Origin of the sequence: Amycolatopsis pittospori (genome assembly GCF_013870525.1) — a bacterium.
In the GTDB taxonomy this organism is placed as follows: domain Bacteria; phylum Actinomycetota; class Actinomycetes; order Mycobacteriales; family Pseudonocardiaceae; genus Amycolatopsis; species Amycolatopsis pittospori.
The window spans coordinates 24,626-47,379 of the sequence record NZ_JACBXD010000002.1; the positions used below are offsets into that span (position 1 = coordinate 24,626).

General features: G+C 67.9%; 23 protein-coding genes and 1 pseudogene. 9 read left to right on the forward strand and 15 right to left on the reverse strand.

Annotation, left to right across the window (positions count from 1 at the left end):
* Positions 1 to 208: 208 nt before the first annotated feature.
* Positions 209 to 406, reverse strand: a pseudogene (locus H5J31_RS39575) (HNH endonuclease signature motif containing protein); the annotation flags it as partial.
* Between the two features lie 520 nt (positions 407 to 926).
* Here H5J31_RS39575 and H5J31_RS01285 point away from each other — a divergent pair.
* Complete coding sequence (locus H5J31_RS01285) at positions 927 to 1,526, forward strand: hypothetical protein (RefSeq protein ID WP_181770540.1); 600 nt, start codon at positions 927 to 929, stop codon at positions 1,524 to 1,526.
* On the opposite strand, the gene H5J31_RS01290 is transcribed toward H5J31_RS01285, so the two are convergent.
* On the reverse strand, positions 1,523 to 2,137 hold the full coding sequence (locus H5J31_RS01290) for a TetR/AcrR family transcriptional regulator (protein WP_181770541.1): 615 nt from the start codon (positions 2,135 to 2,137) through the stop codon (positions 1,523 to 1,525). The two genes, H5J31_RS01285 and H5J31_RS01290, sit on opposite strands and share 4 nt — an antisense overlap.
* 165 nt (positions 2,138 to 2,302) lie before the next feature.
* Between H5J31_RS01290 and H5J31_RS01295 the strand changes: the two genes are divergently transcribed.
* The 3 genes from H5J31_RS01295 to H5J31_RS01305 are packed head-to-tail and all read left to right on the forward strand — an operon-like array spanning position 2,303 to position 5,815.
* Positions 2,303 to 3,106, forward strand: a complete 804-nt coding sequence (locus H5J31_RS01295) for an SDR family NAD(P)-dependent oxidoreductase (protein WP_181770542.1) — start codon at positions 2,303 to 2,305, stop codon at positions 3,104 to 3,106.
* A gap of 26 nt (positions 3,107 to 3,132) precedes the next feature.
* Positions 3,133 to 4,260: a DUF5938 domain-containing protein gene (locus H5J31_RS01300; protein ID WP_181770543.1), complete on the forward strand. Its 1,128-nt coding sequence runs from the start codon at positions 3,133 to 3,135 to the stop codon at positions 4,258 to 4,260.
* Positions 4,261 to 4,276: 16 nt separating this feature from the next.
* Positions 4,277 to 5,815, forward strand: coding sequence for an AMP-binding protein (locus tag H5J31_RS01305; protein WP_181770544.1), 1,539 nt, complete (start codon positions 4,277 to 4,279; stop codon positions 5,813 to 5,815).
* A 13-nt stretch (positions 5,816 to 5,828) separates the two neighbouring features.
* On the opposite strand, the gene H5J31_RS01310 is transcribed toward H5J31_RS01305, so the two are convergent.
* From H5J31_RS01310 to H5J31_RS01320, 3 genes are all read right to left on the reverse strand, one after another.
* Positions 5,829 to 7,403: a succinic semialdehyde dehydrogenase gene (locus H5J31_RS01310; RefSeq protein WP_181770545.1), complete on the reverse strand. Its 1,575-nt coding sequence runs from the start codon at positions 7,401 to 7,403 to the stop codon at positions 5,829 to 5,831.
* 13 nt (positions 7,404 to 7,416) lie between these two features.
* Positions 7,417 to 9,045: a GMC family oxidoreductase gene (locus H5J31_RS01315; protein WP_181770546.1), complete on the reverse strand. Its 1,629-nt coding sequence runs from the start codon at positions 9,043 to 9,045 to the stop codon at positions 7,417 to 7,419.
* Positions 9,046 to 9,201: 156 nt separating this feature from the next.
* Positions 9,202 to 10,041, reverse strand: coding sequence for an LLM class F420-dependent oxidoreductase (locus H5J31_RS01320; RefSeq protein WP_181770547.1), 840 nt, complete (start codon positions 10,039 to 10,041; stop codon positions 9,202 to 9,204).
* A 182-nt stretch (positions 10,042 to 10,223) separates the two neighbouring features.
* Between H5J31_RS01320 and H5J31_RS01325 the strand changes: the two genes are divergently transcribed.
* Positions 10,224 to 10,565 (forward strand): hypothetical protein, encoded by a 342-nt coding sequence (locus tag H5J31_RS01325; RefSeq protein WP_181770548.1) that lies wholly within the window; start codon positions 10,224 to 10,226, stop codon positions 10,563 to 10,565.
* On the opposite strand, the gene H5J31_RS01330 is transcribed toward H5J31_RS01325, so the two are convergent.
* Positions 10,558 to 11,436 (reverse strand): NAD(P)H-binding protein, encoded by an 879-nt coding sequence (locus H5J31_RS01330; RefSeq protein WP_181770549.1) that lies wholly within the window; start codon positions 11,434 to 11,436, stop codon positions 10,558 to 10,560. The two genes, H5J31_RS01325 and H5J31_RS01330, sit on opposite strands and share 8 nt — an antisense overlap.
* 100 nt (positions 11,437 to 11,536) lie before the next feature.
* On the opposite strand from H5J31_RS01330, the gene H5J31_RS01335 reads away from it, so the two are divergent.
* Positions 11,537 to 12,481, forward strand: a complete 945-nt coding sequence (locus H5J31_RS01335; protein ID WP_181770550.1) for a LysR family transcriptional regulator — start codon at positions 11,537 to 11,539, stop codon at positions 12,479 to 12,481.
* Here H5J31_RS01335 and H5J31_RS01340 read toward each other — a convergent pair.
* The 5 genes from H5J31_RS01340 to H5J31_RS01360 form a co-directional block, all read right to left on the reverse strand.
* Positions 12,405 to 12,983: a hypothetical protein gene (locus H5J31_RS01340; protein ID WP_181770551.1), complete on the reverse strand. Its 579-nt coding sequence runs from the start codon at positions 12,981 to 12,983 to the stop codon at positions 12,405 to 12,407. The genes H5J31_RS01335 and H5J31_RS01340 overlap by 77 nt on opposite strands.
* Positions 12,980 to 13,348 carry a hypothetical protein gene (locus H5J31_RS01345; RefSeq protein WP_181770552.1) on the reverse strand — a complete coding sequence of 123 codons (369 nt, stop codon included), beginning with the start codon at positions 13,346 to 13,348 and terminating at the stop codon, positions 12,980 to 12,982. The genes H5J31_RS01340 and H5J31_RS01345 overlap by 4 nt, the downstream gene beginning before the upstream one ends.
* Positions 13,349 to 13,611: 263 nt before the next feature.
* Positions 13,612 to 14,826, reverse strand: coding sequence for a glycosyltransferase (locus H5J31_RS01350; RefSeq protein WP_328701336.1), 1,215 nt, complete (start codon positions 14,824 to 14,826; stop codon positions 13,612 to 13,614).
* A gap of 137 nt (positions 14,827 to 14,963) precedes the next feature.
* Positions 14,964 to 16,139, reverse strand: a complete 1,176-nt coding sequence (locus H5J31_RS01355; protein WP_181770554.1) for a CaiB/BaiF CoA transferase family protein — start codon at positions 16,137 to 16,139, stop codon at positions 14,964 to 14,966.
* Positions 16,136 to 17,314, reverse strand: coding sequence for an acyl-CoA dehydrogenase family protein (locus H5J31_RS01360; protein WP_181770555.1), 1,179 nt, complete (start codon positions 17,312 to 17,314; stop codon positions 16,136 to 16,138). Before H5J31_RS01360 ends, H5J31_RS01355 begins: the two co-directional genes overlap by 4 nt.
* A gap of 75 nt (positions 17,315 to 17,389) precedes the next feature.
* Here H5J31_RS01360 and H5J31_RS01365 point away from each other — a divergent pair, with 75 nt between their 5' ends.
* Positions 17,390 to 18,274: a LysR substrate-binding domain-containing protein gene (locus tag H5J31_RS01365; RefSeq protein WP_181770556.1), complete on the forward strand. Its 885-nt coding sequence runs from the start codon at positions 17,390 to 17,392 to the stop codon at positions 18,272 to 18,274.
* Positions 18,275 to 18,280: 6 nt separating this feature from the next.
* Here H5J31_RS01365 and H5J31_RS01370 read toward each other — a convergent pair whose 3' ends face one another.
* Positions 18,281 to 18,664, reverse strand: a complete 384-nt coding sequence (locus H5J31_RS01370) for a nuclear transport factor 2 family protein (RefSeq protein WP_181770557.1) — start codon at positions 18,662 to 18,664, stop codon at positions 18,281 to 18,283.
* Between the two features lie 124 nt (positions 18,665 to 18,788).
* Between H5J31_RS01370 and H5J31_RS01375 the strand changes: the two genes are divergently transcribed.
* Positions 18,789 to 19,370 carry a PadR family transcriptional regulator gene (locus H5J31_RS01375; RefSeq protein WP_181770558.1) on the forward strand — a complete coding sequence of 194 codons (582 nt, stop codon included), beginning with the start codon at positions 18,789 to 18,791 and terminating at the stop codon, positions 19,368 to 19,370.
* Here H5J31_RS01375 and H5J31_RS01380 read toward each other — a convergent pair.
* Positions 19,315 to 19,983: a S1 family peptidase gene (locus H5J31_RS01380; protein ID WP_181770559.1), complete on the reverse strand. Its 669-nt coding sequence runs from the start codon at positions 19,981 to 19,983 to the stop codon at positions 19,315 to 19,317. The genes H5J31_RS01375 and H5J31_RS01380 overlap by 56 nt on opposite strands.
* Positions 19,984 to 20,063: 80 nt before the next feature.
* Complete coding sequence (locus H5J31_RS01385; RefSeq protein WP_181770560.1) at positions 20,064 to 20,843, reverse strand: alpha/beta fold hydrolase; 780 nt, start codon at positions 20,841 to 20,843, stop codon at positions 20,064 to 20,066.
* A gap of 96 nt (positions 20,844 to 20,939) precedes the next feature.
* Here H5J31_RS01385 and H5J31_RS01390 point away from each other — a divergent pair, with 96 nt between their 5' ends.
* Positions 20,940 to 21,635, forward strand: coding sequence for a GntR family transcriptional regulator (locus tag H5J31_RS01390; RefSeq protein WP_181770561.1), 696 nt, complete (start codon positions 20,940 to 20,942; stop codon positions 21,633 to 21,635).
* A 71-nt stretch (positions 21,636 to 21,706) separates the two neighbouring features.
* Here the strand turns inward: H5J31_RS01390 and H5J31_RS01395 are convergent, their stop codons facing one another.
* Positions 21,707 to 22,528: a peptidoglycan-binding domain-containing protein gene (locus H5J31_RS01395; protein WP_181770562.1), complete on the reverse strand. Its 822-nt coding sequence runs from the start codon at positions 22,526 to 22,528 to the stop codon at positions 21,707 to 21,709.
* Positions 22,529 to 22,754: the final 226 nt, after the last annotated feature.

Here is a 22,754-nt window from a genome sequence, read left to right on the forward strand (position 1 = left end):
CGCTCCCCTGAGGTCCTGATCGGACCGGTGACGCGGGACTGTGTGGATTTTGGGTCGTCAGATGACCCGAAATCCACACAGTCGCCGGGTTCGATCCGGCATCGACGAGGTTTCCCATGGCGACTTCTGCCCCTGTGCCGTTTCAGGCAGCAGACCCGTCGGGGGCATGCCGAAGGGCCCGTCGCCGGTGGCTGGCGGGCTCTTCGGGTCAGACGGCGGCGCGGTGGAGGGTGTTGCGCCTGGGTTGTCGTAGTGGATCCCGATACTGGGGTGGGATGAACTCCGGCAACCCGTCAGCAGCCATCCGGACTTCCCACTCACCGTGATGAATCAACCGGTGATGGAAGCCGCAGAGCAACACGAGGTTCCGCAGGTCGGTCCGTCCGCCGTCTGCCCAGTGACGAATAGCGAACCACGCCTCCGTAGTCCCATAGCCGTACAAATCCTTGGCGCCCCGAGACTCGATCTCCGCCGAGAACCGCCCCAACCCGGCCGCGGCGACCCGCATCACTTGCAGAAAGTGTTGCGTCCCATGGGCAAGCTCCAGCTTCCCGGCACGCCACAACTCCTGCGGCAGCTCGGGAAGAACGGGAACCTCGGTCTCGGACACATCTCAAGAATACCCGAAAACTGTCGAACATGTGTTCGCAATTTTACGTAGTCGCGAATTTGTGCGGATACCACTGAAGGGTGATATCGCCATCGCCGCGAACCGAACGCAGCCCACCCGAAAACCCGCATTTAGAGGACTAAATGCGACCAAGCCGCCAAGGTCGACCCCGATACCGCTCACCGAAACTCAGGGAATCTCCCCGATACGACCCGGCCCCACCGATGTAATGGTGGAACCATGATCGTCTCGGGCCAAGGACACCGAGAGCCCCGACGATCCCAAGCCCTACGACAACGAGGAGAGACACCCAGCAGTGACTTCACCGACCGAACAGCTCGCGACCGCCCTGGCCGCGACCGTCGAAGGCAAATCCGGACGAGACTCCAACCCTCCCCGCCAGGACGGCTGGCATCCCGGAGCCCGGCTCGGGGCCACGGCCGAGCACGGAGCGCTCCTGGCCTACAACGACTTCGGCGCCGACGGCATCTGCGTTCTCCAGGAGGGTCGCGGCGTGTGGCTCAACGAGGAACGCAACGGCCACAAGAGGGATTTCACGCACCGCCCGTACTCCGTCTGGCAGTGGATGCCCTCCTACAACGGCAAGCCCACTTGGCTGATGGGAGCCCTCGCTCCTGAAGCGGCCAGGCTGGAACTGGTCGGCGACGACGGGACGGTCGTCGAGGCCGACGTCGTGGACCACACCTTCGCCGGGGCGATCGAGGTGGACATGGTCAGCCTCCGCAACGCGAAGGAAAGGCTGGAAGCCACCGAGGCCACCTCCGAAGAGGGCCGCGCCGAGTTCGACAGATTGATGACGGACTCGCGAACGGAAATGGCGAAGGTCAAGGTCCGGGTCTACGACAGCGCCGACACCCTCCTCTACGACGGCGCGGCGATCAGCTCCACCGACTAGACCAGCCGCCCGAGCAGTGCTGCGGCATCCTCGGCGAGGCCATCGTCAACGGCCTCCCAGCCGGCGAGGTGATGAAGCAGCGCTTGCTGGAACAAACCATCGAAAGCCGCGTAGGCGAGTTGCCGTGTCACAAGCGGTGACTCGCCTACGAGCTCGGCATAGCGTTCCACGACGCGCCAGATCATGGCCTGCCGCTGCTCGTCGATGTCGAGGACATCCGCGCGGAACGCCGATTCGAACAGGCTCTGGTTCCGCAGGTCGTACCACAGCCGGTGCATGACGGCGTCGGCCTTCAAAGTGCCCGCCATCGCCGCTCCGAAGCCCTGCTTGAGTTCGTCGGCCGACTGCGCCGCCGCGACGGCTTCGTCGTAGCGCGTCACGCACACTTCTTCGAACTTTCGGACCGCGTAGGTCAGCAGCTCCACCTTGTCGGTGAAGTAGTAGTGCAGCACCCCGTGCGAGAAGTTCGACTTCTGCGCGATCTCCCGCAGGCTCGTCCTGGCGTACCCCAGCTCGGACAGCGCCTGCAGCGTGGACTCCGCCAATTCGGCACGCCGCTGGGCGAACTTGTCCACGCTCCGGCGTGCGATCCGCTCGCTCGTCTCGGTCACCACGGGTTCCTGTCCGGTTCGGGAGCCCGCGCCTGCCGCGGGGTCCCACAGTCTAGCGTCGCCGAAATCTTGACGACTGTCCAAGAAAATCTTGACGACTGTCCAAAACTGGCCCAGGATGTGACGCACACCGCAACCGCGGACCGTCTCAAGGAGGAGAAGTCCATGGGTTCGTACGACCTTTCGGGCCGGAAAGCCCTGGTCACGGGTGGAGCGCAGGGTCTGGGGGCCGGAATGGCCGAGGCGCTCGCCCTGGCAGGCGCTTCGGTGGTCATCGGCGACGTGCAGGAGGATCTCGGGCGCGCCACCGCCGACGAGATCAAGCAGAAAGGCGCCACCGCGAGCTTCGTCCGGCTCGACGTCACCGACGAGCAGAGCTGGGAGCAGGCGGTCGCCGCGGTGATCGACGAACTCGGCGGGCTGGACATCGTGGTGAACAACGCCGGCGTCGAGATCACCGGGCTCGTCGCCGATCTCGACCCCGCAGACGTGCGCAAGATGCTCGAGGTCAACGTGCTGGGTACCGCGCTCGGCGTGAAGCACGCCTTCCGCGCGATGCGCCCCGGCGGTCCGGCCGGGGCCGGTGGCGCCGTGGTCAACATCGCCTCGGTCGCCGCGACCATCGCCTTCCCCGGTATCGCCGGCTACTCCGCGACGAAGTCCGCGGTCGATCGCCTGACCAGGGTCGCCGCGATGGAGGCCGGAAAACTCGGCTACGGCGTGCGGGTCAACTGCGTCTACCCCGGTCTCGTGCCTACTCAGATGGGTAACCAGCTCGCGCAGGACGTGGTCGAGGTCGGCCTGTTCCCCAGCGTCGAGGAGGCCATCGGCGCGGTCATCGCGCAGACACCGGCCGGGCGGCTGGGCGAGGTCTCGGACATGGCGGACGCCGTGGTCTTCCTCGCCTCCGACGCGGCTCGCTTCATCACCGGGGCCGGGCTCCCGGTCGACGGCGGCATGGGCATGTGACCGGCACCGACCGAAAGGACTTTCCCATGAGCACCCCCAAGCCCGTCGTGGTCTACGGCGCCTCCGGCTACACCGGACGGCTGATCTGCGAATACCTGCGCGAGTACAACGTCCCGTTCATCGCCGCCGGCCGCGACAAGGCCCGCCTCCAGGAGGCGATCGACGGCGTTCCCGGCCTGGACACCGTCGACCACGAGGTCGTCGAGGTCTCGCACGACGTCGAAGCGCTCACCGAACTGTTCCGTGACGCCAAGGTCGTGTGCAACACCGTCGGCCCGTTCAGCGAATACGGCCATGAGGTCGTCGAAGCCTGTCTGCGCACCGGAACCCATTACCTCGACACCACCGGGGAACAGGACTGGCTGATCTCCTCCGAAGAACGCTACGGCGCGCAGATGGCGGAGAAGGGCCTGCTGCTCTCCCCCGGTATCGCGCAGATGTACACCACCGGCGAGATCGCGGCGAACCTGTGCCTCGAAACCCCTGGACTGGACACTTTGGACATCCTGGTGTTCTGGAAGGGTTATCCCACCGTCGCTTCCACGAAGACCATCCTCGTCAACGCCGCCTTGTCGGCCGCCTACTACCTCGAACAGAACGAGTATCAGCCCTGGCCGGCGGACGGCGGCCTGCAGGACGTCTCCGTTCCCGGCCACCACGAAACCGGCCTGGCCCTGCCGTGGGGCGGCACGTCGCATCCGGTCTGGTTCAAGAACGACGCCCGAGTGGCCAACGTGAAGGCCGTCGGCGGCGTCTTCGACCGCGCGCTCATGCAGGGGGTGCCGCAGATCGTCGCGGCCGTGCTGGAACAGGTGAAAGACCTGCCGCTGGAGGAAAAACTCCGCGTCCTGGCGGAACAGGCCGCCGCGGTGCGCGACGAGATGCCGCCGCGGGAGAACCAGCGGCTCAACACCTCGCTGGATTCGGTGCACGCCTCCGGCCCGCTCGGCCGCGCGCATTGCGTCATCCACGGCACCTGCAACTACAAGCAGACCGGGCTGATGCAGGCCTACGCCGCCTATTCGCTCCTGCAGCAGCCGCCGAAACGCGCCGGGTTCGCCTCCGCCTGCCAGGCCTTCGGCCACCGCGAGCTGCTGGGCGTCCTGCGTGGCTTCGGGCTGGTTTCGAATCCGGTCCTGACCGTCCACAGCTGACCGGAAGGACGAGCGCGTGCGATTGACCGACTATCTCGACAAGGGCGCTTCCCTCGATCCGGCGGCACCGTGCCTCACCATGGGCGGGAAATCCCTGAGCTACGGCGACGTCCGGGAACTCTCGTGGCGGGTGGGGCGGGCACTGGACAGGTCCGGCATCGGCCCCGGTGACAAGGTGGCGATCCTGTCCGGCAACGACCCCGTGTCGTTCGGCTGTGTCTTCGGCATCAGCCGGGCCGGCGCGGTGTGGTGCCCGGTCAACCCTCGCAACGAAGCGGCCGAGAACAGCGAACTGCTCGACCTGTTCGACTGCACCTGCCTGCTGGTGCAGGAGTCGTTCGCACCGCTCGTCTCCAAGATCCTTCCCCGGTTGCCGAAGCTGACCACTGTGGTCTGTCTCGACGGCTCGATGCCCGGCGCCGTCCCGTTCTCCGACTGGCTCGACGGCGCCGGCACCGAGCCGTGGGAGGCGACGCCGCCGGACGACATGGTCATGCTCGTCGGCACCGGCGGGACCACCGGTCACCCCAAGGCGGTGATGCTCAGCGGTACCAACGTCGAGACGATGTCCGCGCTCACGCTGATGAGCTACCCGTTCACCGGGCGGCCGCGGTACCTGGCGCTGGCACCGCTCACGCACGCGGCGGGTGTGCTGTGCTTCCCGGTGCTGACCCTCGGCGGCGAGATCGTGATCATGCCGTCGCCGGATCTCGGCGAATTCCTCGCGCTGGTGGAACGCCGCCGGATCACGCACACCTTCCTGCCGCCGACGCTGATCTACCTGATGCTCGACAATCCGGCGCTGGCGGACAGTGATCTCTCGTCGCTGCAATGCCTCTGGTACGGCGCGGCACCGATGTCGGCCACCAAGCTCGCCGAGGCGATCACCCGGATCGGCCCGGTCTTCGGGCAGCTGTTCGGCCAGAGCGAAGCCCCCATGATGATCTCCACCCTCTCCCCCGCCGATCACGTCCACGCCGACGGAACCCTTGCCCACGAGCGGTTCACGTCCGCCGGCAGGCCCACACCGCTCACGCAGGTCGCGATCATGTCCGAGTCGGGCGAGTTGCTCCCGCTCGGCGAACGCGGCGAGATCGTCGTCCGCGGCTCGCTGGTGATGCTCGGCTACTACAAGAATCCCGCCGCGACGGCGGAAGCGGGCGCGCACGGCTGGCACCACACCGGGGACATCGGTTTCCTCGACAAGGACGGCTACCTCTTCATCGTCGACCGCGCCAAGGACATGATCATCACGGGCGGCTTCAACGTCTATTCGGCCGAAGTCGAGCAAGCCCTCATGGCCCACCCCGCGGTGCAGGACTGCGCCGTGATCGGCCTGCCGCACGAGAAATGGGGTGAGCAGATCACCGCCGTCGTCCAGCTCCACACCGGCGAAACCGCCCCGGCCGACGAACTCCGCGCGACGGTCAAGGAACGGCTGGGCAGCGTCAAGACCCCGAAACAGGTCCTGATCTGGCCGGATCTGCCCCGCTCCAAGATCGGCAAGGTGCTCAAGACCGAGATCCGGAAACAGTTGCTGGACGACGGCGCCTAGCGCTGGGCGAGTTCTAGCGGATCCGGAAGCGCCGCATCATCTTCAACCCGGAAAGCATGCCTTCGACGTACTTTTCGTAGGCCTGACCGGGCCGGGGGCCCATGACCTGCTTCTTGAGCACCGCCATGTTCTTGACGTCGGTGTACTTGAGCAGCCCCTGGTCACCGTGACGGGCGCCGACCCCGGAGCTCTTGACCCCGCCGGACGGCGTTCCCTTCGAGGCGTAGGCGGTGGCGAGGATGTCGTTGATGTTGACGTTGCCCGACTCGATACGCGCGGCCACGGCCCGGGCGGCGGCGATGTCGGTGCCCCAGACCGAGGCGTTGAGGCCGTAGTCGGTGTCGTTGGCGAGCGCCACGGCTTCGTCGACGGTGCGGTACTTGTGCAGTGCGACAACGGGTCCGAAGGTTTCGGTGACGCCGCAGAGCATGTCCTTGGTGACGCCTTCGAGGATCGTCGGCTCGAAGAAGGCCGGACCGAGATCGGGCCGGGGTTTGCCTCCACAAAGGACGGTGGCGCCCTTCTCGACGGCGTCGTCCACATGCGACTTGACGCGGCGCATGTGGTCGACGGAGACGAGCGATCCCATCTCGGGGCCGAAGTCGTAGGCGGCGCGGACGTCGAGCGCCCCGGCCTTGGCCACGTACGCCTTCTTGAACTCGTCGTAGCGGGATTCCGGCAGGTAGATCCGCTCGATGTGCATGCAGATCTGGCCGGTGTTGCCGAAGGCGCCGAAGATCGCGCCCTGCGCGGCCTCGGCCAGGTCGGCGTCCTCCAGCACGATCATCGGGTTCTTGCCGCCGAGTTCGAGGCAGCAGCCGATGAGGTTCTTGCCCGCCCGTTCGCCGATCACCCGGCCGGTGGCCGTGGAGCCGGTGAACATGACGTAGTCGGCGTGATCGATCAGCGTGGGGCCGACGTCCGGGCCCTCACCGCACACCACCTGGAACAAGCCCTTCGGCAGGCCGGCCTCTTCCAGCAGCTGGACGCCGTAGAGCGGCGACAGCGCCGTTTTGTTGTCCGGCTTCAGCACGACCGCGTTGCCGGCCATCAGCGCCGGGATGGCGTCGGAAATCCCGGTGGCGAAGGGAAAGTTCCACGGCGCGATGATGCCGACGACACCCTTGGGCTGCCGGATCTCGGTCGACGTCGTCAGGAACGGCACCGGACCGCCGCGTTTGGCCGGCGCCAGCAGTTTGGCGGCCCGCTTCAGGTAATGGCTCATCACCATCGACGGGTCGCAGGTCTCCTCGATCGCCATCCGCCGGTTCTTGCCGCTCTCGACCTGGATGAGATCGGTGACGGTCGACGCGTTACCGATGAAGAGCGCGTGCGCCCGCTTGAACACCTCCAGCCGCTGCTTGAGCGGCGTCGCGGCCCACTTCTCCTGCGCGGCGCGCGCGGTCGCGAACGCCTGCTCGATGTCGGACGGCGTCGACTGCGGCAGCTCGACGAGCAGATCCCCGGTGTAGACCTCGGTGAGTTTCCATGCCTCGCCGGACGAACCCGGCACTCTCTCGACGAGCCGTCGCAGGAACGCGTCGGTCGTCGACGCCGGGCGGGTGAGCGCGAGCGGGGTGACGGTCATGGCCCTCTTTCCGTCAGTTGTCCGAGAGGACGAGCTGCGCGCCCATCTCGCCGATCATGATGGCGGGCGCGTTGGTGTTGCCGCCGGTGATCGACGGCATGATCGAGGCGTCGCAGACCCGGAGTCCGTCGATGCCGCGGACCTTGAGATCGGGACCGACGACCGCGAGCTCGTCGACACCCATCCGGCAGGTGCCGACGCCGTGGTAGACCGACGTCGCGCGATTCAGGATCGCGTCACGCAGTTCCTGGCCCCGCAGTCCCTTGCCGGGGTGGAGCTCCTGTTTGATCGAACCCCGGAACGCCTTCGACGCGAAGATCTCGCGCGCCATCTCCGACCCCTCGCCGAGTACTTCGAGGTCGGCCGGGTCGGACAGGTACTGGGGGTCGATCAGCGGCGCCGCCGTGGGGTCGGCCGACGCGAGCCGGAGCGTGCCACGGCTCTTCGGGTAGATCAGCGTGGTCAGCACGGTGAGCGCCGGGCGTTTGTCGACGTCGTGCCGGATCGGCGCGTCCTGGTTGGGCGTCACGTACGCCCACGGCAGGAGGTGCAGCTGGAGGTCGGGAACGTCGGTGGCCTGGGACGTCTTGAGGAACGCGACCGCCTCGAAGACCGAGTTCGCCAGGAACGTGGTCCCGGGCTTGAGGAGTTCCCTGACGAGGCCGCGCGCGAAGTACGGCGGTGTGCCCTTGTTCTTGCTCGACGACGCGGTGAAGGTCAGCGCGTGGAACATGTGGTCGTGGAGGTTGTCGCCGACCGGCAGGTCCGCGAGCACGTCGATGCCGTGCTCCCTCAGGTGCTCGGCGTGGCCGATGCCGGACAGCATGAGCAGCTGAGCGGAGCCGACGAATCCGGCCGAGAGGATGACCTCCTTGCCTGCGCGCAGGGTGCGCAGGGTCCCGTCCGCGTCGACGACCTCGACCCCGACGGCGCGGCCGTTCTCGATCACGACCTTCTTCGCCAGTACTCCGGACTGCACCTCCAGCGTTCGGGGCGCGAGATGGTGGACGTAACCGCGTGAGGCGCTGTAGCGGAGGCCGTCGGCGGCGTTCTGCTGCATCCGGCTGACGCCCTCTTGCGACTCGGCGTTGTAGTCGTCGAGGACCTCGCAGCCGATCGCGTCGGAGGTCGCTTCGAGGAACTGCAGCGTCCCCTCCTGGGGGATCTTGTTGCGGGTGACCCGGATCGGCCCGCCCGCGCCCCGGAACGCGTTCTCGCCGTCCTCGAAGTCCTCCATCCGCTTGTAGGCGGCGTTGACGCTGTCGGCGTCCCAGCCCTTGTTGCCCTCGGCGGCCCACGAGTCGAAGTTGGCGCGGTTGCCGCGGACGTAGACCATGCCGTTGATGGAACTGGAGCCGCCGACCACCTTGCCGCGCGGCACCGGCATCCGGCGATCGAGAACGTGTTTCTGCGGCACCGAGTAGTAGCCCCAGTCGAAGGGCTTCTTGAGCTGGGGCACCGCGTGCATCGGGCCGACCAGCCCCGGCTTCTTGACGAGCATCTTCTCGTCACTCTTGCCCGCTTCGAGCATGATCACGCTGGCACCCGACTCGGCCAGCCTGCCTGCGATCGCGGCCCCCGAACTGCCCGATCCGACGACCACGTAGTCGGCCTCGTCGCCGCGCGGCGCCCTTTTCGCCATTTCCGCTCCTCGGTCCGCCCGCCACCCAGAACTGTAACCTGTTCTAGTTCTGGTCACCGTATAGCGGAACCACCCGGTTCCGCAATGGCGCCCTCGGACGCGACCGGGGCGGCCCCTCCTCGCGGAGAGGCCGCCCCGGTCGTCCGGTGCCCGACGTCAGCGCAGCGGTTCGAGCGCCTTCGCCAGCGGCTCCAGCACGGCAGGCGTATGCGGCGGCGGCAGGTAGACGATCGCCAGGTCGAGGCCCACCTCACCGAGGGCTTCGGCGTCCGCGGCGACCTTGGCGTAGTCGTTGTCCGCCCCGAGCCGGACGTGCGCGGACAAGGTGATCTCGCTCGGGTCCCGGCCGATGTCCGCGCAATGGCGATGCAGCACGTCACGCTTGTGGGCGAACTCCTCGGGTGTGCCGCCCACGAAGTTCCAGTGCTGGGCGTACTTCGCGGTCGTGCGCAAGGTCCGCTTCTCGCCGCTGCCACCGATGCAGATCGGCGGATGCGGCTTCTGCACGCCTTTCGGCTCGCAACGCGCCTCGGTCAGCTGGTAGTGCTGCCCCTGGAACGTGGTGGTCTCCTGGGTCAGCAGTCCGACGAGGACCTCGCAGCCCTCCTCGAACCGGTCGCTGCGGTCCTTGATCGAACCGAGTTCCATGCCGTACGCGCCGGACTCCTCTTCGTTCCAGCCCGCGCCGATCCCGATTTCCAGCCGTCCGCCGGAAACGATGTCGAGCGTCGCGGCCATGTTCGCGAGCAGCGCCGGGTGACGGTAATGGATCCCGCTGACCAGCGTGCCCAGCCGCAGTCGCTTCGTGGCCTGGGCGAGGGCGGTGAGCGTGACCCACCCTTCCAGGCACGGACCGGTCGAATCCGAGAAAATGGGATAGAAGTGATCGAAGGTCCAGCCGGATTCGAAGAGCTCGATCTCGTCGGCGGCCTGCCAGACCGCGAGCATGTCGGCCCAAACGGTGTCCTGGGGCGAGGTCTTGATGGCGAATCGCATGATCACGATCGTAAACCTGGAGTTCCTCCAGGCGGGACGCCGAAATCACCGCACGTGCACGGCCACCACACGATCAGGTCCGCCGACGGCACCAGCGGGTCGACCTGTCGCCGAGACCTATCGGCGATCTCGATCATCGCCCTACCGTCGAAAGACCGTTGCACCGAAAGGAAAACACCATCATGCGCCTTCGCACCGTCGTGCTCTCCCTCACCAGTGCCGCCGCCCTGTTCCTGACCCTTCCCGGCACGGCCTCCGCCTCGGAAGGCGAATTCACCTACCGCTATTTCGACGCGGACGGGGAAATCCAAATCGGTGCCCTGATCGATCCGCCGAGTGGGGAATGCATCGAGATTCCCGAGATCGCCGACTGGGACGTCGACGCCTTCCGGCCGCGCAACGACACCGATTCGCGTGCGGTGGTGTTCCGGGGCAACGACTGCGACGGGGACTACTTCTCCCTGCGCCCCTTCGGCGGCCGCGGGTCCGACAGGCTCGCGCTGCGCTCGGTGATCTTCAGCTAGCCACGGCCGGCTTGAGCACGTCCTCGCACCACTGACGAAAAGTCGTCGGCGTGGTGGCCTCGGGCGTCCGCGGCTGAACGTTGTCGAGCCCGGCCTCCTTGGCGGCCATCATGTCGACCATGCCCTGGGCCACCGCCTCGGACCGCCCGATCGCGAGTTGCTGCTCGCGAACGGCCTCCATGGGGATCCGCTGGTAGCGGACGGGCCGCCCGAGCACGTCGGACATGATCTCCGCCAGATCATGCTGGGACAGATCCTCCGGGCCGAGCACCGGGACGTCGGCCACGCCGCCCCACGACGAGTCGAGCAGCAGCCGGGCGGCGGCCGCGGCGATGTCGCGGTTGGCGCAGGTCGGCGCCTTGAGGTCACCCGACAGCGGCCCGAAGAAGACCCCGTCGTCGACGATCGACTTGGCCTGCCACAGCAGGTTGTCCATGAACGAGGGCATCACCAGTGCCCGGTAGTTCACGCCGGACGCACCGATCAGCTCGTCCATGGCCAGCGACGCCGACACGTGTCCGGCGTTCTCCGCGGTGCCGCGGCCGAGGGCCGAGATGCCGACCACCCGCTCGACACCCCGGTTCTCGAAGGCTTCACAGGCCGGCCGGGTGAAGTCCACGAAGGCGGCTTCCAAGCTCTCGGCGCGGGGGTCCGCGGCCGCGAGCCAGAACACGGCGTCGGCGCCGTCGAAGGCCTGGTCGACGACGTCGCGGTCGCCGTGCGAGCCCTTGACGACCTCGACGCGCTCACGGACGTGGTCGGCGAGCCGGGCGGGATCTCGGGCGATCACGCGGACCGGCTCGCCACCCTCGATGAGCCTGCCGAGGACCTGGCTGCCGATCTGTCCGGTCGGTGTGGTGACGACGATCATGAAAGCTCCATGCGTAGAGAGGATTTCGACGTCACCGAGTCAATCCGCGACAGCCTCCGAGCTGAAGGACCGGATCGGGCGCCATTGATACCCTGGCGATATGAGTGAGCTCGAGACGCGGCAACTCCGGTACTTCGTGGCTGTCGCGGAGGAACTCCACTTCGGACGCGCGGCCCAACGGCTTTCGATGGCGCAGCCGCCGTTGTCCAGGGCGATCCGGGAGCTCGAACACCAGCTGGGCGTCCGGCTGCTCGAACGCACGACGCGTCAGGTCTCACTCACCGAAGCCGGCGCGGTGTTGCTGCGGGACGCCCGAAGCGCGCTCGAAGCGGTCAGCGCGGCGGACCGGCGAGCCCGGCAGGCGGGCCGTCCCGACCCTCGGCTGCGAGTGGCGCTGAAGGCCGATCTCGACGCCGGTCTGCTGCCGAAGATCGTCGAGACCTACGAAGCCGAAGACGGCGCGCTGCCGATCGAACTGGTCCTCGGTGGCCGCGGTGAGCAATCACGGCAACTGCGCGACGGCCGCGCCGACGTGGCGCTGTCCCCCACCCCCTTCGACGAACGCGGCCTGGACTTCGAGCCGTTGCTGACCGAACCCCGGCTGGTGGCGCTGGCGGCGAACGATCCGCTGGCGGCCCGCTCGCGACTGGTGCTGGCGGATCTGGCGGGCAGGAGCCTCCCCGACGGCGCCCCGGCCGAAGACGGGTACTCGCTCGGCCCTTCCCCTCGGGCACCGCTGCACGGTCCCGTCACGGACCTGACGCAGATCCTGAAGCTCGTCGAATTGGGCACGGTGGTCTGCTTCCTGCCCGTGTCGACGGCGGATCGCTACCGGCTGCCGAGCATCACTTACCTGCCCGTCGACGACCTCGAGCCCTCGACGTTGACCGTGTCTTGGCCGCGGGATTCCCGCTCCTCCGCCGTCGCCGCCTTCGTCCGCGCGGCCGTCGAGGTGGCGTCACCGACGGTCACAGCCCTGGCTTCCGGGCGAGCAGCAGTTCCTCTCTCACCGCTTCGAGGAACGCGGCACGGGCAGGCTTCATAGGCTCGTCCTCCGGATTCTGGAATACGGCCAAGAGTCTCTTGAGCTCGGTGTCCACCTTCGATGACGCGACCAGCGACGCTGTCGCACTGGCACTGCGGAACTCCGCGAAAAGCTCTTTGAAGACGCCGATCTTGGCACGGGCATCGGCAGGGTCGTCCGGATTCTGCGCGAGGTGGGCCTCGGCGTCCTCATAGGACTCACGGCAGCCGTCGAAGCGTTCGCATATCAAGACCAGCCTGGCGTACACGGCCCGGCGTTCGTTCTGCAGGGCGGTGATCTGCGCGTGGTGCCCGGCCCGGTTGGCCGACAGCAATCCGGCGCCGAGGCCGACACTCGCCACGCCCCAGGCGCTGGCGGCGCCGATGAACGCGGCGCGATCCGCGGGGGCGACCCGGCCGCTGAGCCACCAGAGCACAAAGTCGACGCCGACGAACCCGACGACGAAGAGCGCCGACAGCCAAAGCCCCTTGCCGCGTACGAGCCTGGAGAACCTGGTACTCACCGAGTCCTCGCGATCTCTTTTTTCAGGGCGCGGAGCTCCTCCTGCGCCCTGCGTAATTCCACGTTGTTGCTCACCGCGCTCGCCGTCGAGCCCACCGTCATGGCGAGAATGCCGCTGATCAGGGTCGCGAGATATTCCGTGCCGCCGAAAGTGTTCGGCGAATTCGCCTCCACGAGAACGGCGACCAAGAACATCACGGCTCCGAGAAGGCTCGTCGCCAGACCACCCACCGCGGCCGGCGTCCAGCCCACCTTCTCGACGGTGGTCTTCGCTTCGTCACCACGTTGAATCGCGTTCATGCCCTGAGGTCGCCGGGCCGGCCGTCCCGTTTCGCCGGAAACGACGATTTCTCCGAAAAGTGACACGGGACCGGTCCCGGCCGTGACACGCGAAGATCGTGGAATGCACCCGCTCTCCGGCATGGACGTCGCCTTCGGCTGCCGAATTCCACCCGCCGCTCGACAGCGCCGTTGTCGAGATCGTTTTCGTGCCGACGATCTACGCCACGGGCTGGGCGACACGCACGATCAACCGGGTTACCCCTCAGGCATGGTGGGTGTCTGCCGCGACTTCGGCCTCACCTACTGACCGAGCCGGGTCGCCGCGGCGGCGGCGACCCGGCCTGGCGCTACCGTCCGACCAGTTCGACGAGCAGTTTCGCGGCCACCGACGCCCCATCGGTCCGGATCATGCCCGCCACCTCTCCGGCTCGCTCGCGGGTTTCGGGCGTCAGGACGGTCGCGAGAGCGGCCGACAGCGACTCGGCCGTCGGGTTCGGGTCCTGATGCGCCACGCCGATGCCCAGTTCGGCCACCCGGGCGGCCCAGTACGGCTGATCCGCGATCCGGGGGACGACGACCTGGGGCGCGCCCGCCCCGCTCGCCGTCGTGGTGGTGCCCGCGCCGCCGTGGTGCACGACGGCGGCCACCCGGCGGAACAGGGCCTGCTGGTTGACCTCGCCGACGACGAAGCAGTCTTCGGCGTCGTCGATCGCGGCCAGGCCCGCCCAGCCCTTGGCGAGGAGGACCCGGCGCCCATGAGCACGAACCGCCTCGATGGCGTTTCGCGCGATGTCCTTCGGCGCGTAGGCGGCCATGCTGCCGAAGCCCACGTATACCGGTGGCTCACCGGCGCCCAGGAACGCCTCCAGCTCCTCCGGAAGTGGACGGTCGTCGGGCAGGATCCACGCCCCGGTCTGCACGAGGTCGAGGTCCGTCATCCCCTCCGACGGGCACAGCGTCGCGTCCGCCGCCAGCCACGGGCTGTCGGTGAAGACATGGTCGCGGACGTTGTCCACCGGCGGCAGGCCGATCGCCTCCCGATGACTGTTGAGCGCCGGGCCGTACAGGTCGTCGACCCGCTGGGCGTCCTGCTTCCACAGCACCCGGTTGTCGGTCTCCCCTTCCGGCGAAGGCGTACCCGGCCGCAGTCCCGGCACGAAATGCCGCGACGGCATCCCGAAAGTGTGGAAGCACGCGTACACGTACGGAATTCCCCGTTTCTCGGCCACGTCCCGCGCACCGGCCGGCAGCAGACCGGTCGCCAAGAGCGCGTCGCAGTCCTCGGCCGTCTTGCCGAGCGTTTCGAACCGCATGGCGACCAGCGCCGGCGCGAGCCGGAACGCGTCCTTGGCCGTCGGCGGTTTCGGCCCGGAGACCACCGAGCGCACCGACTCGCCCATCGGCACGAACGGCACCCCGGCCCGCTCCAGCAGCACCGCGAAATCCTCGTCCGGCGGCCCGCACACCACCGCTTCCGCACCGAGTTCCCGCACCGCCACCGCTAGCGCCACCAGCGGTTCGACGTCCCCGCGCGATCCCCACGTCGTCAGCAAAAAGCGCACTTTCCGATTCCCCATTTCCCCGCATTGCGACTTCTGGCCGGGCAATTCTGCGGGATGACCCGGGCCTTGCCGCAAGCCCGGGGGTGCGCTATAAATTGAAGGGGGCGGAGAGTGGCCGATTTCCTCTTTCGCCGAAATCACTTCTTCTCCGTGGCGATACCGCGACCGATGAGGTCGTCGGCGTCCACACCGGACTCGACGAGCAGGGCGCGGGTGTGCTGCCCCAGCGCGGGAACGTCGCCCATGCGGGCCTCGACGTCGGCGAACGTGACCGGTGGCAGGAGGGCGTCAACCCGCGCGAATTCGGTCCCGACCTCGCGCCAGCGGTCGCGAGCGCGCAGTTGCGGATGATCGACGACCTGGCCGACTTCCTTGAGCTGTGCGGCGGGAACCCCGGCGGCGGCCAGCCGTGCGTCGAGTTCGGCATTGGACCAGCGCGACGTCCGGGCGGCGACGGCGGCGTCGCACTCGGCGCGGTTCGCGACACGCTCGACGTTGGTGACGAAGCGAGGATCGTCGGCGAGTTCGGGGGCGTCGAGGACTTCGGTGACGAGGGTGCGCCAGCCGGTGTCGTTCTGGACGCCGATCAGCATCTGGCCGTCACTCGTGGGAAACGCGTCGTACGGGGCGATCGAGCTGTGGCTCAGGCCCATCCGAGCGGGCTGCGTTCCGGCGTACATCTGCGTGTAGAGCGCGTAACCCATCCATTCGACGGTGGCTTCGAGCATCGAAACCTCGATGGTCGCGCCTTCCCCGGTGCGCCAGCGGCGCAGCAACGCGGCCAGAACGGCTTGGGAGCAGTACATTCCGGACGCGATGTCGGCGGTCGGGATCCCTGTCTTCACCGCGGTCTCCGGCGTCCCGGTGATCGCGATCAGCCCGGCCTCGGCCTGGATCAGCATGTCGTAGGCCTTGCGCTGTTCCATCGGACCGCCCGCACCGAACCCGGACAGATTCACCTCGACCAGCTCGGGATGCTCCTCACGGAGGTCGCCGAGACCGAGGCGTTCCGCGGCGCCCGGCGCGAGGTTCTGCACGAAGACATCGGCCTTCACCACCAGACGACGGACGACGTCACGGCCTTCGGCGGTCTTCAGATCGACGGCGATCGACTCCTTGCCCCGGTTGAGCCACACGAAATGCGCGCCGGTGCCGTGGACCGCGTGGTCGTAACCGCGCGCGAAATCCCCGCCGTCGACACGCTCCACTTTGATCACTCGCGCGCCGAGGTCGGCGAGGGTGCGGGTAGCCAGTGGCGCGGCGACCGCCTGCTCGACGGCGACGACGGTGACCCCGTCGAGCGGCCGCGTCACAGTGCCTTTTTCTTCTCGGCCCGCACGAGGCCGCCGCCGATGATGAGCCGCTGGATCTCGCTGGTGCCTTCATAAAGCCGCATCAAACGGACGTCGCGGTAGATCCTCTCGACCGGGACCTCGCGCAGGTAGCCGCTGCCGCCGTGGACCTGTACGGCCAAGTCCGCGGTCTTGCCCGCCATCTCGGTACAGAACAGCTTCGCGGCCGATGGCGCGATCCGGCGGTCCTCGCCGGTGACGTACAGCCGGGCCGCCTCGCGGGCGAGCGCGCGTCCGGCGAGCACGCCGGTCTGCTGGTCGGCGATCATCGCCTGCACCAACTGGAAATCCCCGATCGGTGTGCCGCCCTGGGTCGCGGTCGCGGCGTGGGAAACGGATTCGTCGAGCGCCCGCTGCGCCGCTCCGACCGCCAGCCCGGCCAGATGGACCCGGCCGCGCGCCAACGACGTCATCGCCGCCTTGTACCCGACCTCGCCGTCGCCGCCGACCAGCGCTTCGGGGCCGACGCGGACTTGCGAGAAGGTGACGTCGGCGGTGCGGGAACCCTCCTGGCCCATCTTGGCGTCCTTGGCACCGACCTGAATGCCGGGTGTTTCGGCGGGGACGAGGAAGACCGCGATGCCGGTGCCGTCTTCCGACGCGGGTTTGGTGCGGGCGAACACCACGAACAGGCCTGCTTCGGTGGCGTTGGTGATGAACTGCTTGCCGCCGTCGATGATCCAGCCGTCACCGTCGGGCTTCGCGGTGGTCCGCAAGCCTGCCGGATTCGAGCCGGCGCCGGGCTCGGTGAGCGCGAAGGACGCGACGACCTCACCCGAGGCGATACCGGGCAGCCACCGGGCTTGTTGCTCCCCGGTGCCGAAGCCGACCAGAACCTGGCCGGCGATGCCGTTGTTCGTGCCGAACATCGACCGCAACGACAACGACGTGTAGCCCAGCGCCATCGCGACTTCGACGTCCTGGACCAGATCGAGGCCGAGCCCGCCCCACTCCTGTGGGATCGCGTACCCGAACAGCCCCATCTCCGCGGCCTGCGTCCGCAGATCCGCCGGGATCGCGTCCGTGTTCATGATCTCGAGCTCGCGGGGCAGGACACGAGTGCGCACGAAATCGTTGATCTGGCCGAGAACATCCGCGAAGACGTCGTCGGGGACGTCAGGGTTGCCGGTGTACATACCCTTCACTATCGGCCATCGATTAAGATCAGTCCAATACCTAATCGGTCGCCCTGTGATACCTTTCAAGCAATTATGGACGTCCAGCAGCTCCGCTCGTTTCTCGCGGTCGCCGAAGAATTGCACTTCGGCCGGGCCGCGGAACGGCTGCACATCGCCCAGCCTCCGTTGAGTCGCACGATCAAGCAACTGGAACGGGAGCTCGGGATCCGGCTGTTCGATCGCAACACCCGGTCGGTCAACCTCACGGCCGGTGGCCAGGCGCTCGTCGACCCGGCGAAAGACGTCCTCGAAGCCTTACGCCGCGCTGATGCCGCGGTGCGCTCGGCGGGCGACGGCGAGGTCGGACTGGTCCGGATCGCGTTCGCCGGAGTGTCCACCCACGGCCTCGTCGCCCGGCTCGCCCGCGTGGTGCGGTCACGGCACACGGGGATCCGGCTGGAACTGTCGAGTCAGAACTTCGCCCAGCCGGCGATGAAGAAACTCACCCGAGGCGAAACGGACATCGCGCTCGGGAGGTGGGACGTCATCCCCGCCGACGTGGCCGCGCGGGTCGTCATGCCGGACTCGCTCGTGGTCGCCGTCCCGGGCACCCATCCCCTGGCCGGTGCCCGGCGGCTCGACTTCGACCAGCTGGCCGGCGACGCCTTCGTGTCCTTGCCACCACACGAAGGCGCGGTACTGCCGGATCGCCTCCGGCGCCTGGCGCACGACGCCGGTTTCGTCGCGGACGTCGTCCAGATCGCGCCGGACACGCAGACCGCGCTCGCGCTGGTGAGCGCACAGGTCGGCTGCCATCTGACGCTCGCTTCGGTGGCGGGCAACGTCAACGACCCGCACGTCGTGTTCGTCCCCCTCGACACCACTCCGCACGACGTCGACCTCCGCGCCGCCTGGCGACAGGACGACAGGAGCCCTGCCCTCAAAGCGGTACTGGACGAACTACTCACCCTGGATTAGGCGTGGTCACTTCACCGCGTCGGCCTTGATGGCTTCGAACTGCGCGCCCATCCGCGCCGCGAGTGCCTCCGCCGCCCGCAGCGGGCGGACCATCACCTTGAAGTCGGCGATCTTGCCGTCGTCGTCGAAGGTCAGGATGTCGACGCCGTTGATCCGCAGCCCGTCGACCGACGCCTCGAACTCGTACACGTGATTCGCGCCGTCGGCGATCTCACGGACGTAGCGGAAGTCCTCGAACACCCGCAGCACGCCGCGCAGGATCGCCCCCGTGATCGCCTTGCCCTGATACGGCTTGAACGCCACCGGGCTGGTGAAGACCACGTCGTCGGCGAGCAGAGTCTCGAGCGCGGCGGCGTCCTTCGCCTCGACGGCCTGCCGGAACGTCAGCATGGCGATCTCCTCATAGTCACTTAGTTGAGTAGGCGCAGCCGAGCGTAAGTGATCACCACCGACCTGTCCACCAAAGTGCATAATCAACTTTGCGACCAGTACACCTTGCCACTACCATCGCCCCATGGCGCTGCGGAACGCGATCCTCGCGATGCTTCTGGAAGACGAGGCGTCGGGCTATGACCTGGCGAAGAGCTTCAACGCGTCCGTCGCCAACTTCTGGACCACGACACCGCAGCAGCTCTACCGCGAGCTCGACAGAATGGAGTCGCAGGGCCTGGTGACGGCACGGGTCGTGGAACAGCGGCGCCGCCCCACCAAACGACTCTTCTCCCTGACCGACGACGGCGCGGCGGAGCTCGCCGAGTTCACCACGAAGGCACCGAAACCGACCGCGATCCGCGACGAGCTCCTGGTGCAGGTGCAGGCGATCGAGGCAGGCGACGCGGACGCGGTCCGGAGTGCCATCGCGGACAGGATGGCCGTCGCCGAAACGAAACTCAAGCAATTCGAGCGGCTGCGGGAACGCCTGCTCGGCGAGTCCTCCGAGGCGGACTTCCTCGCCACCGCGCCCCGCGTGGGCCCCTACCTGACCCTTGCCCGCGGGATCTCCTTCGAGCAGGAGAACATCCGCTGGTGCGAACAGGTTCTCACCGTTCTCGACCAGCGAGGATCGTCAGCCCGTACATCGACAGGACCCGGTTGACCGGCAGGAAGTAGGACGTTCCGCCGCTGGCGCAGTTCCCGCTGCCACCGACCAGAACGCCTTGAGCCTGCGTACCGCTGACGAACGGCCCACCGTTGTCACCCGGCTCCGCGCAGACGTTCGTGCGGGTGAGACCGGTCAGGGTGCCTTCAGGGAAAGTGATCGTCTGGTTCTTCCCTTGGATGGTCCCGCATCGCCAGCCGGTGGTGGCGCCGTATTTGCACACCGAGGCGCCGACCGGGGCCTCGGTCGATCCGGTGATCGTCACCCGGCTGTCGGTCGGCGGAATCGACCCGGTCAGGCGCCAGTCGACGGTGTTGGTCACCCGGATGACGATCGCGCCGTTCGGCGGCATCGGCGCCGCTGAGACCACGCCGACCACGCGGCCCGCGCTGCGGACGGTCTCACCGGGCCTGCCGCAGGAACTGCCCGCGATCAAGTAGCCGACACTGCCCGACACCGCGGCGAACCCGGCGGTGCATCTGGACGACGTCGCGGTCTGCAACGGACTGCCCCCGCCGAGCGGAGCCGGAGCCGCTTGGGCGGCGGGCGGCACGGCGAGACAGAAGGCCAGGAAGAAACCGAGCAGGACGCCGAATCGGGGCAGTCTCATGGGACCTCCGATGACCAGACAAGTGCCTCGATCGTAACCAGGCCGGGTACCGCTGCCCAGCGGCCGAATCGCGCATCCCGTTACATCGCGCGCACGAGTTCCCGTACCACGGCAAGGGTTTCGTCGGGGTGGTCGAGGTGCACGGTGTGGGTCGCTCCCGGCCAGCGCACGAGGGACGCGCCGAGCGCGTCGGCGAGGCGTGTGTGCGCCTGCCTGATCGTGGCGCCGGGTTTACGGTCGGCCGTGACCAGCACGGACGGGATCCGCGGCAGATCGGCTTCGCGGAAGCCGGCGGAAAGTTCCGTGATCCCGCGGACCGCCCGGGCGAGTTGCGGGAAGTCGGCCTCGGCTGTCCGGGCCAGCGCGGCCGCGCAGTCCGGTCGCAGCCCCCGCATGGTCCGCTTGACGGAGACCTGCATGACGGTGGACAACGCCTTGTGCACCAACGGGATCGACACCAAGGGAGTGAGCTTGCGCATGATCCCTTCGAGCCGGGCGCAGACGCGGGGATCGTTGATCGGGGTCGGGTCGAGCAGTACGACGCCAGCGACGTTCTCCGGGTGATCGCGGGCCAGCAGCAGGGCCACCGCTCCCCCGAGACTCTGCCCGACGACGACCACCGGGCCGCAGCCCAGGTCGTCGATCAGCGAGTTCAGTCGGGACGCGGCCTCGGCGAGGGACCCGTTCGCGGTGGAAGCCCCGGTTCCGGGGCGGTCGTGCACGATGACGCGGCAGCCGGGATCGGCGACGAGCCCCTCGGGCAATCCGGGGAAGAAGCCGTCACAGGCCTCGGCGCCGCCGGGCAGCAGCAGCACAGGCTGTCCGGAGTCGCCGTATACCTGGACTCCGTCGATCCGCATGACACTCCTCCGACTTCGACAACCCGACTTCGCCGCAGATTGTACAACAATCCTCGACATATCGTGTCACACTTTGCCGGTGTATCGTATCGGCCCATGAGCACGACATCCGCCGACCCGGTCGGCGCTCGGACCGCGCCCGAGCGGGTCGCCGAGGCTCTGCGCGCCGAATTGCTGGACGGGGCGCATCCGGTCGGCACCCGTTTCCGCGAGGACGACCTGGCCGAACGCTTCGACGTCGGCAGGCACACGATCCGGTCGGGGCTGCGGCTGCTCGTCGAACGCGGTTTGGTCGTCCACGAACGAAACCGGGGCGCCATCGTCGCCCCTTTGAGCAAGCAGCGCATCGACGAGGTCTTCGACTACCGCAAGGTGCTCGAACTCGGTGCGCTGCGGATGGCCTTGGCCGCGGGCACCGATCTCAGCCCCGTCTTGGCCGAGGTGGAACGGCTCGAAGCGCTGGCCGAGCGATCGCCGACACCGCCCTGGCGCGAGCTGACGGCGGCGCACAGCGCGATCCACCGGGCGATCGTCGCGGCGGCGGGCAACGAACACCTGCTCGACAGCTACCGATGCTGCGAGGACGAGGTCCGGCTGCTGCTCACGTTCGTCCGGCCGGATTTCGACGCCGCGCGCCTGGCGGCGGTTCATCGCGAACTGGTCGGGAAGCTCCAGGAGGGCGGCGAAGTCGCGATCGAAGCGCTCGCGGAGGACATCGACCAGGCGGGACGGGCGGCGTTGCTGAGCGCGTTGCGGCGCGCCGAGGAGAGCGTGCGCCTGCTCGGCCACTGAGCGGAACCAGGCGCGGGCAGGACGAACGGGGGCGGACGGCCGTAGCCGCCCGCCCCCGTGACGTCGCACGGTCATCCGCGCTTGAACTCCTCGAAGGTCACCTTCTTGACCTTCGGGCCGTCGTCCTTGGCGTGGCTCGCCAGGCCGTTGAGACCCTTGAAGTAGTCACCGGCCTGCGCCTGGGCCTGCGGCGACATGTCGGTGTCGCTGATCGCGATCCCGTGGATGTGCTCCACCCAGTCGCCCTGGCTCGGCGTACGGTGCCACGCGGCGAACCCGACCTCACGCAGGGCCTTCACCGCCGCGTCCTTGTTCTTGATGTTGTTCACCGAGATGTCGACGGCGCCACCGCCGTCGTGCGTGCCACCCGAGGCGCCGACACCGCCGGCGTTGTACGAACCCTGGGTGACGGTGAACTTGACCCCGGCCTTCTTCTCCGCGGCGGTGATCATCTCGGCGGTGCGCTTGTTCAGCGTCTTCCCGTCCACCGTGGTCTTCGAGCCGACGCTGATCGGCGCGGTCACCGTGTAGCGGCCCTTGCCCAGTTCGGTCAGCGAACCCTTGCCGGGCAGACCGCTGGCGGCCAGGCCGCTGTGCCCCAGCGACTTCTGGAACTTCTGGTACGCGGCCACCGTCGAGGTACCGAAGTGGCCGTCGACCTGCTTCTTGTCGAGCATGTTCTTCGCCGCCAGCGCTTCTTCGACCACCTTGACGCTCGGGCCGGAGCCCGGCGTGATCGACTGGTCGGCCTTGTACGGATCCCACATCGCCGCCTTGACGACGGCTTCCATGTTCACCGTGGGTGCGGCCACCGCGGTCTGTCCGGCCGTCGTTCCCATGAGCGCGGCTCCGGTCAGAGCGGTGAACATCGCGGCGGTTGCCACCTTGCGCATGACTGCTCCTTCTCTCGATGCTGCTCCCTGTGAGCGGCTTGCTTCCGACAGTGGCCCCGGCGAGGGTCCGTCCGGAACCCCTTGAACTGATCGTGTGACGTCAAAAAGCCCAGGTTGACAGCGTTTGACAGCCAGGCGGACGCCACTGATCCGCTGGTCAGCGCGGCGATCTCGGCGTGGTTGGCGATATACTTACCCAGCCGCGCAGAGTGACGAAAATCGTGTC

What these genes read in the sequence shown, in the direction of transcription:
- H5J31_RS01380 (WP_181770559.1), bottom strand. Translation starts at nt 19,983, where the DNA reads ATGAGACTGCCCCGATTCGGCGTCCTGCTCGGTTTCTTCCTGGCCTTC.
- H5J31_RS01370 (WP_181770557.1), bottom strand. Translation starts at nt 18,664, where the DNA reads ATGCTGACGTTCCGGCAGGCCGTCGAGGCGAAGGACGCCGCCGCGCTC.
- H5J31_RS01330 (WP_181770549.1), bottom strand. Translation starts at nt 11,436, where the DNA reads ATGATCGTCGTCACCACACCGACCGGACAGATCGGCAGCCAGGTCCTC.
- H5J31_RS01390 (WP_181770561.1), top strand. Translation starts at nt 20,940, where the DNA reads ATGAGCACGACATCCGCCGACCCGGTCGGCGCTCGGACCGCGCCCGAG.
- H5J31_RS01320 (WP_181770547.1), bottom strand. Translation starts at nt 10,041, where the DNA reads ATGCGATTCGCCATCAAGACCTCGCCCCAGGACACCGTTTGGGCCGAC.
- H5J31_RS01360 (WP_181770555.1), bottom strand. Translation starts at nt 17,314, where the DNA reads ATGTACACCGGCAACCCTGACGTCCCCGACGACGTCTTCGCGGATGTT.
- H5J31_RS01295 (WP_181770542.1), top strand. Translation starts at nt 2,303, where the DNA reads ATGGGTTCGTACGACCTTTCGGGCCGGAAAGCCCTGGTCACGGGTGGA.
- H5J31_RS01325 (WP_181770548.1), top strand. Translation starts at nt 10,224, where the DNA reads ATGCGCCTTCGCACCGTCGTGCTCTCCCTCACCAGTGCCGCCGCCCTG.
- H5J31_RS01385 (WP_181770560.1), bottom strand. Translation starts at nt 20,843, where the DNA reads ATGCGGATCGACGGAGTCCAGGTATACGGCGACTCCGGACAGCCTGTG.
- H5J31_RS01300 (WP_181770543.1), top strand. Translation starts at nt 3,133, where the DNA reads ATGAGCACCCCCAAGCCCGTCGTGGTCTACGGCGCCTCCGGCTACACC.
- H5J31_RS01335 (WP_181770550.1), top strand. Translation starts at nt 11,537, where the DNA reads ATGAGTGAGCTCGAGACGCGGCAACTCCGGTACTTCGTGGCTGTCGCG.
- H5J31_RS01395 (WP_181770562.1), bottom strand. Translation starts at nt 22,528, where the DNA reads ATGCGCAAGGTGGCAACCGCCGCGATGTTCACCGCTCTGACCGGAGCC.
- H5J31_RS01310 (WP_181770545.1), bottom strand. Translation starts at nt 7,403, where the DNA reads ATGACCGTCACCCCGCTCGCGCTCACCCGCCCGGCGTCGACGACCGAC.
- H5J31_RS01315 (WP_181770546.1), bottom strand. Translation starts at nt 9,045, where the DNA reads ATGGCGAAAAGGGCGCCGCGCGGCGACGAGGCCGACTACGTGGTCGTC.
- H5J31_RS01375 (WP_181770558.1), top strand. Translation starts at nt 18,789, where the DNA reads ATGGCGCTGCGGAACGCGATCCTCGCGATGCTTCTGGAAGACGAGGCG.
- H5J31_RS01365 (WP_181770556.1), top strand. Translation starts at nt 17,390, where the DNA reads ATGGACGTCCAGCAGCTCCGCTCGTTTCTCGCGGTCGCCGAAGAATTG.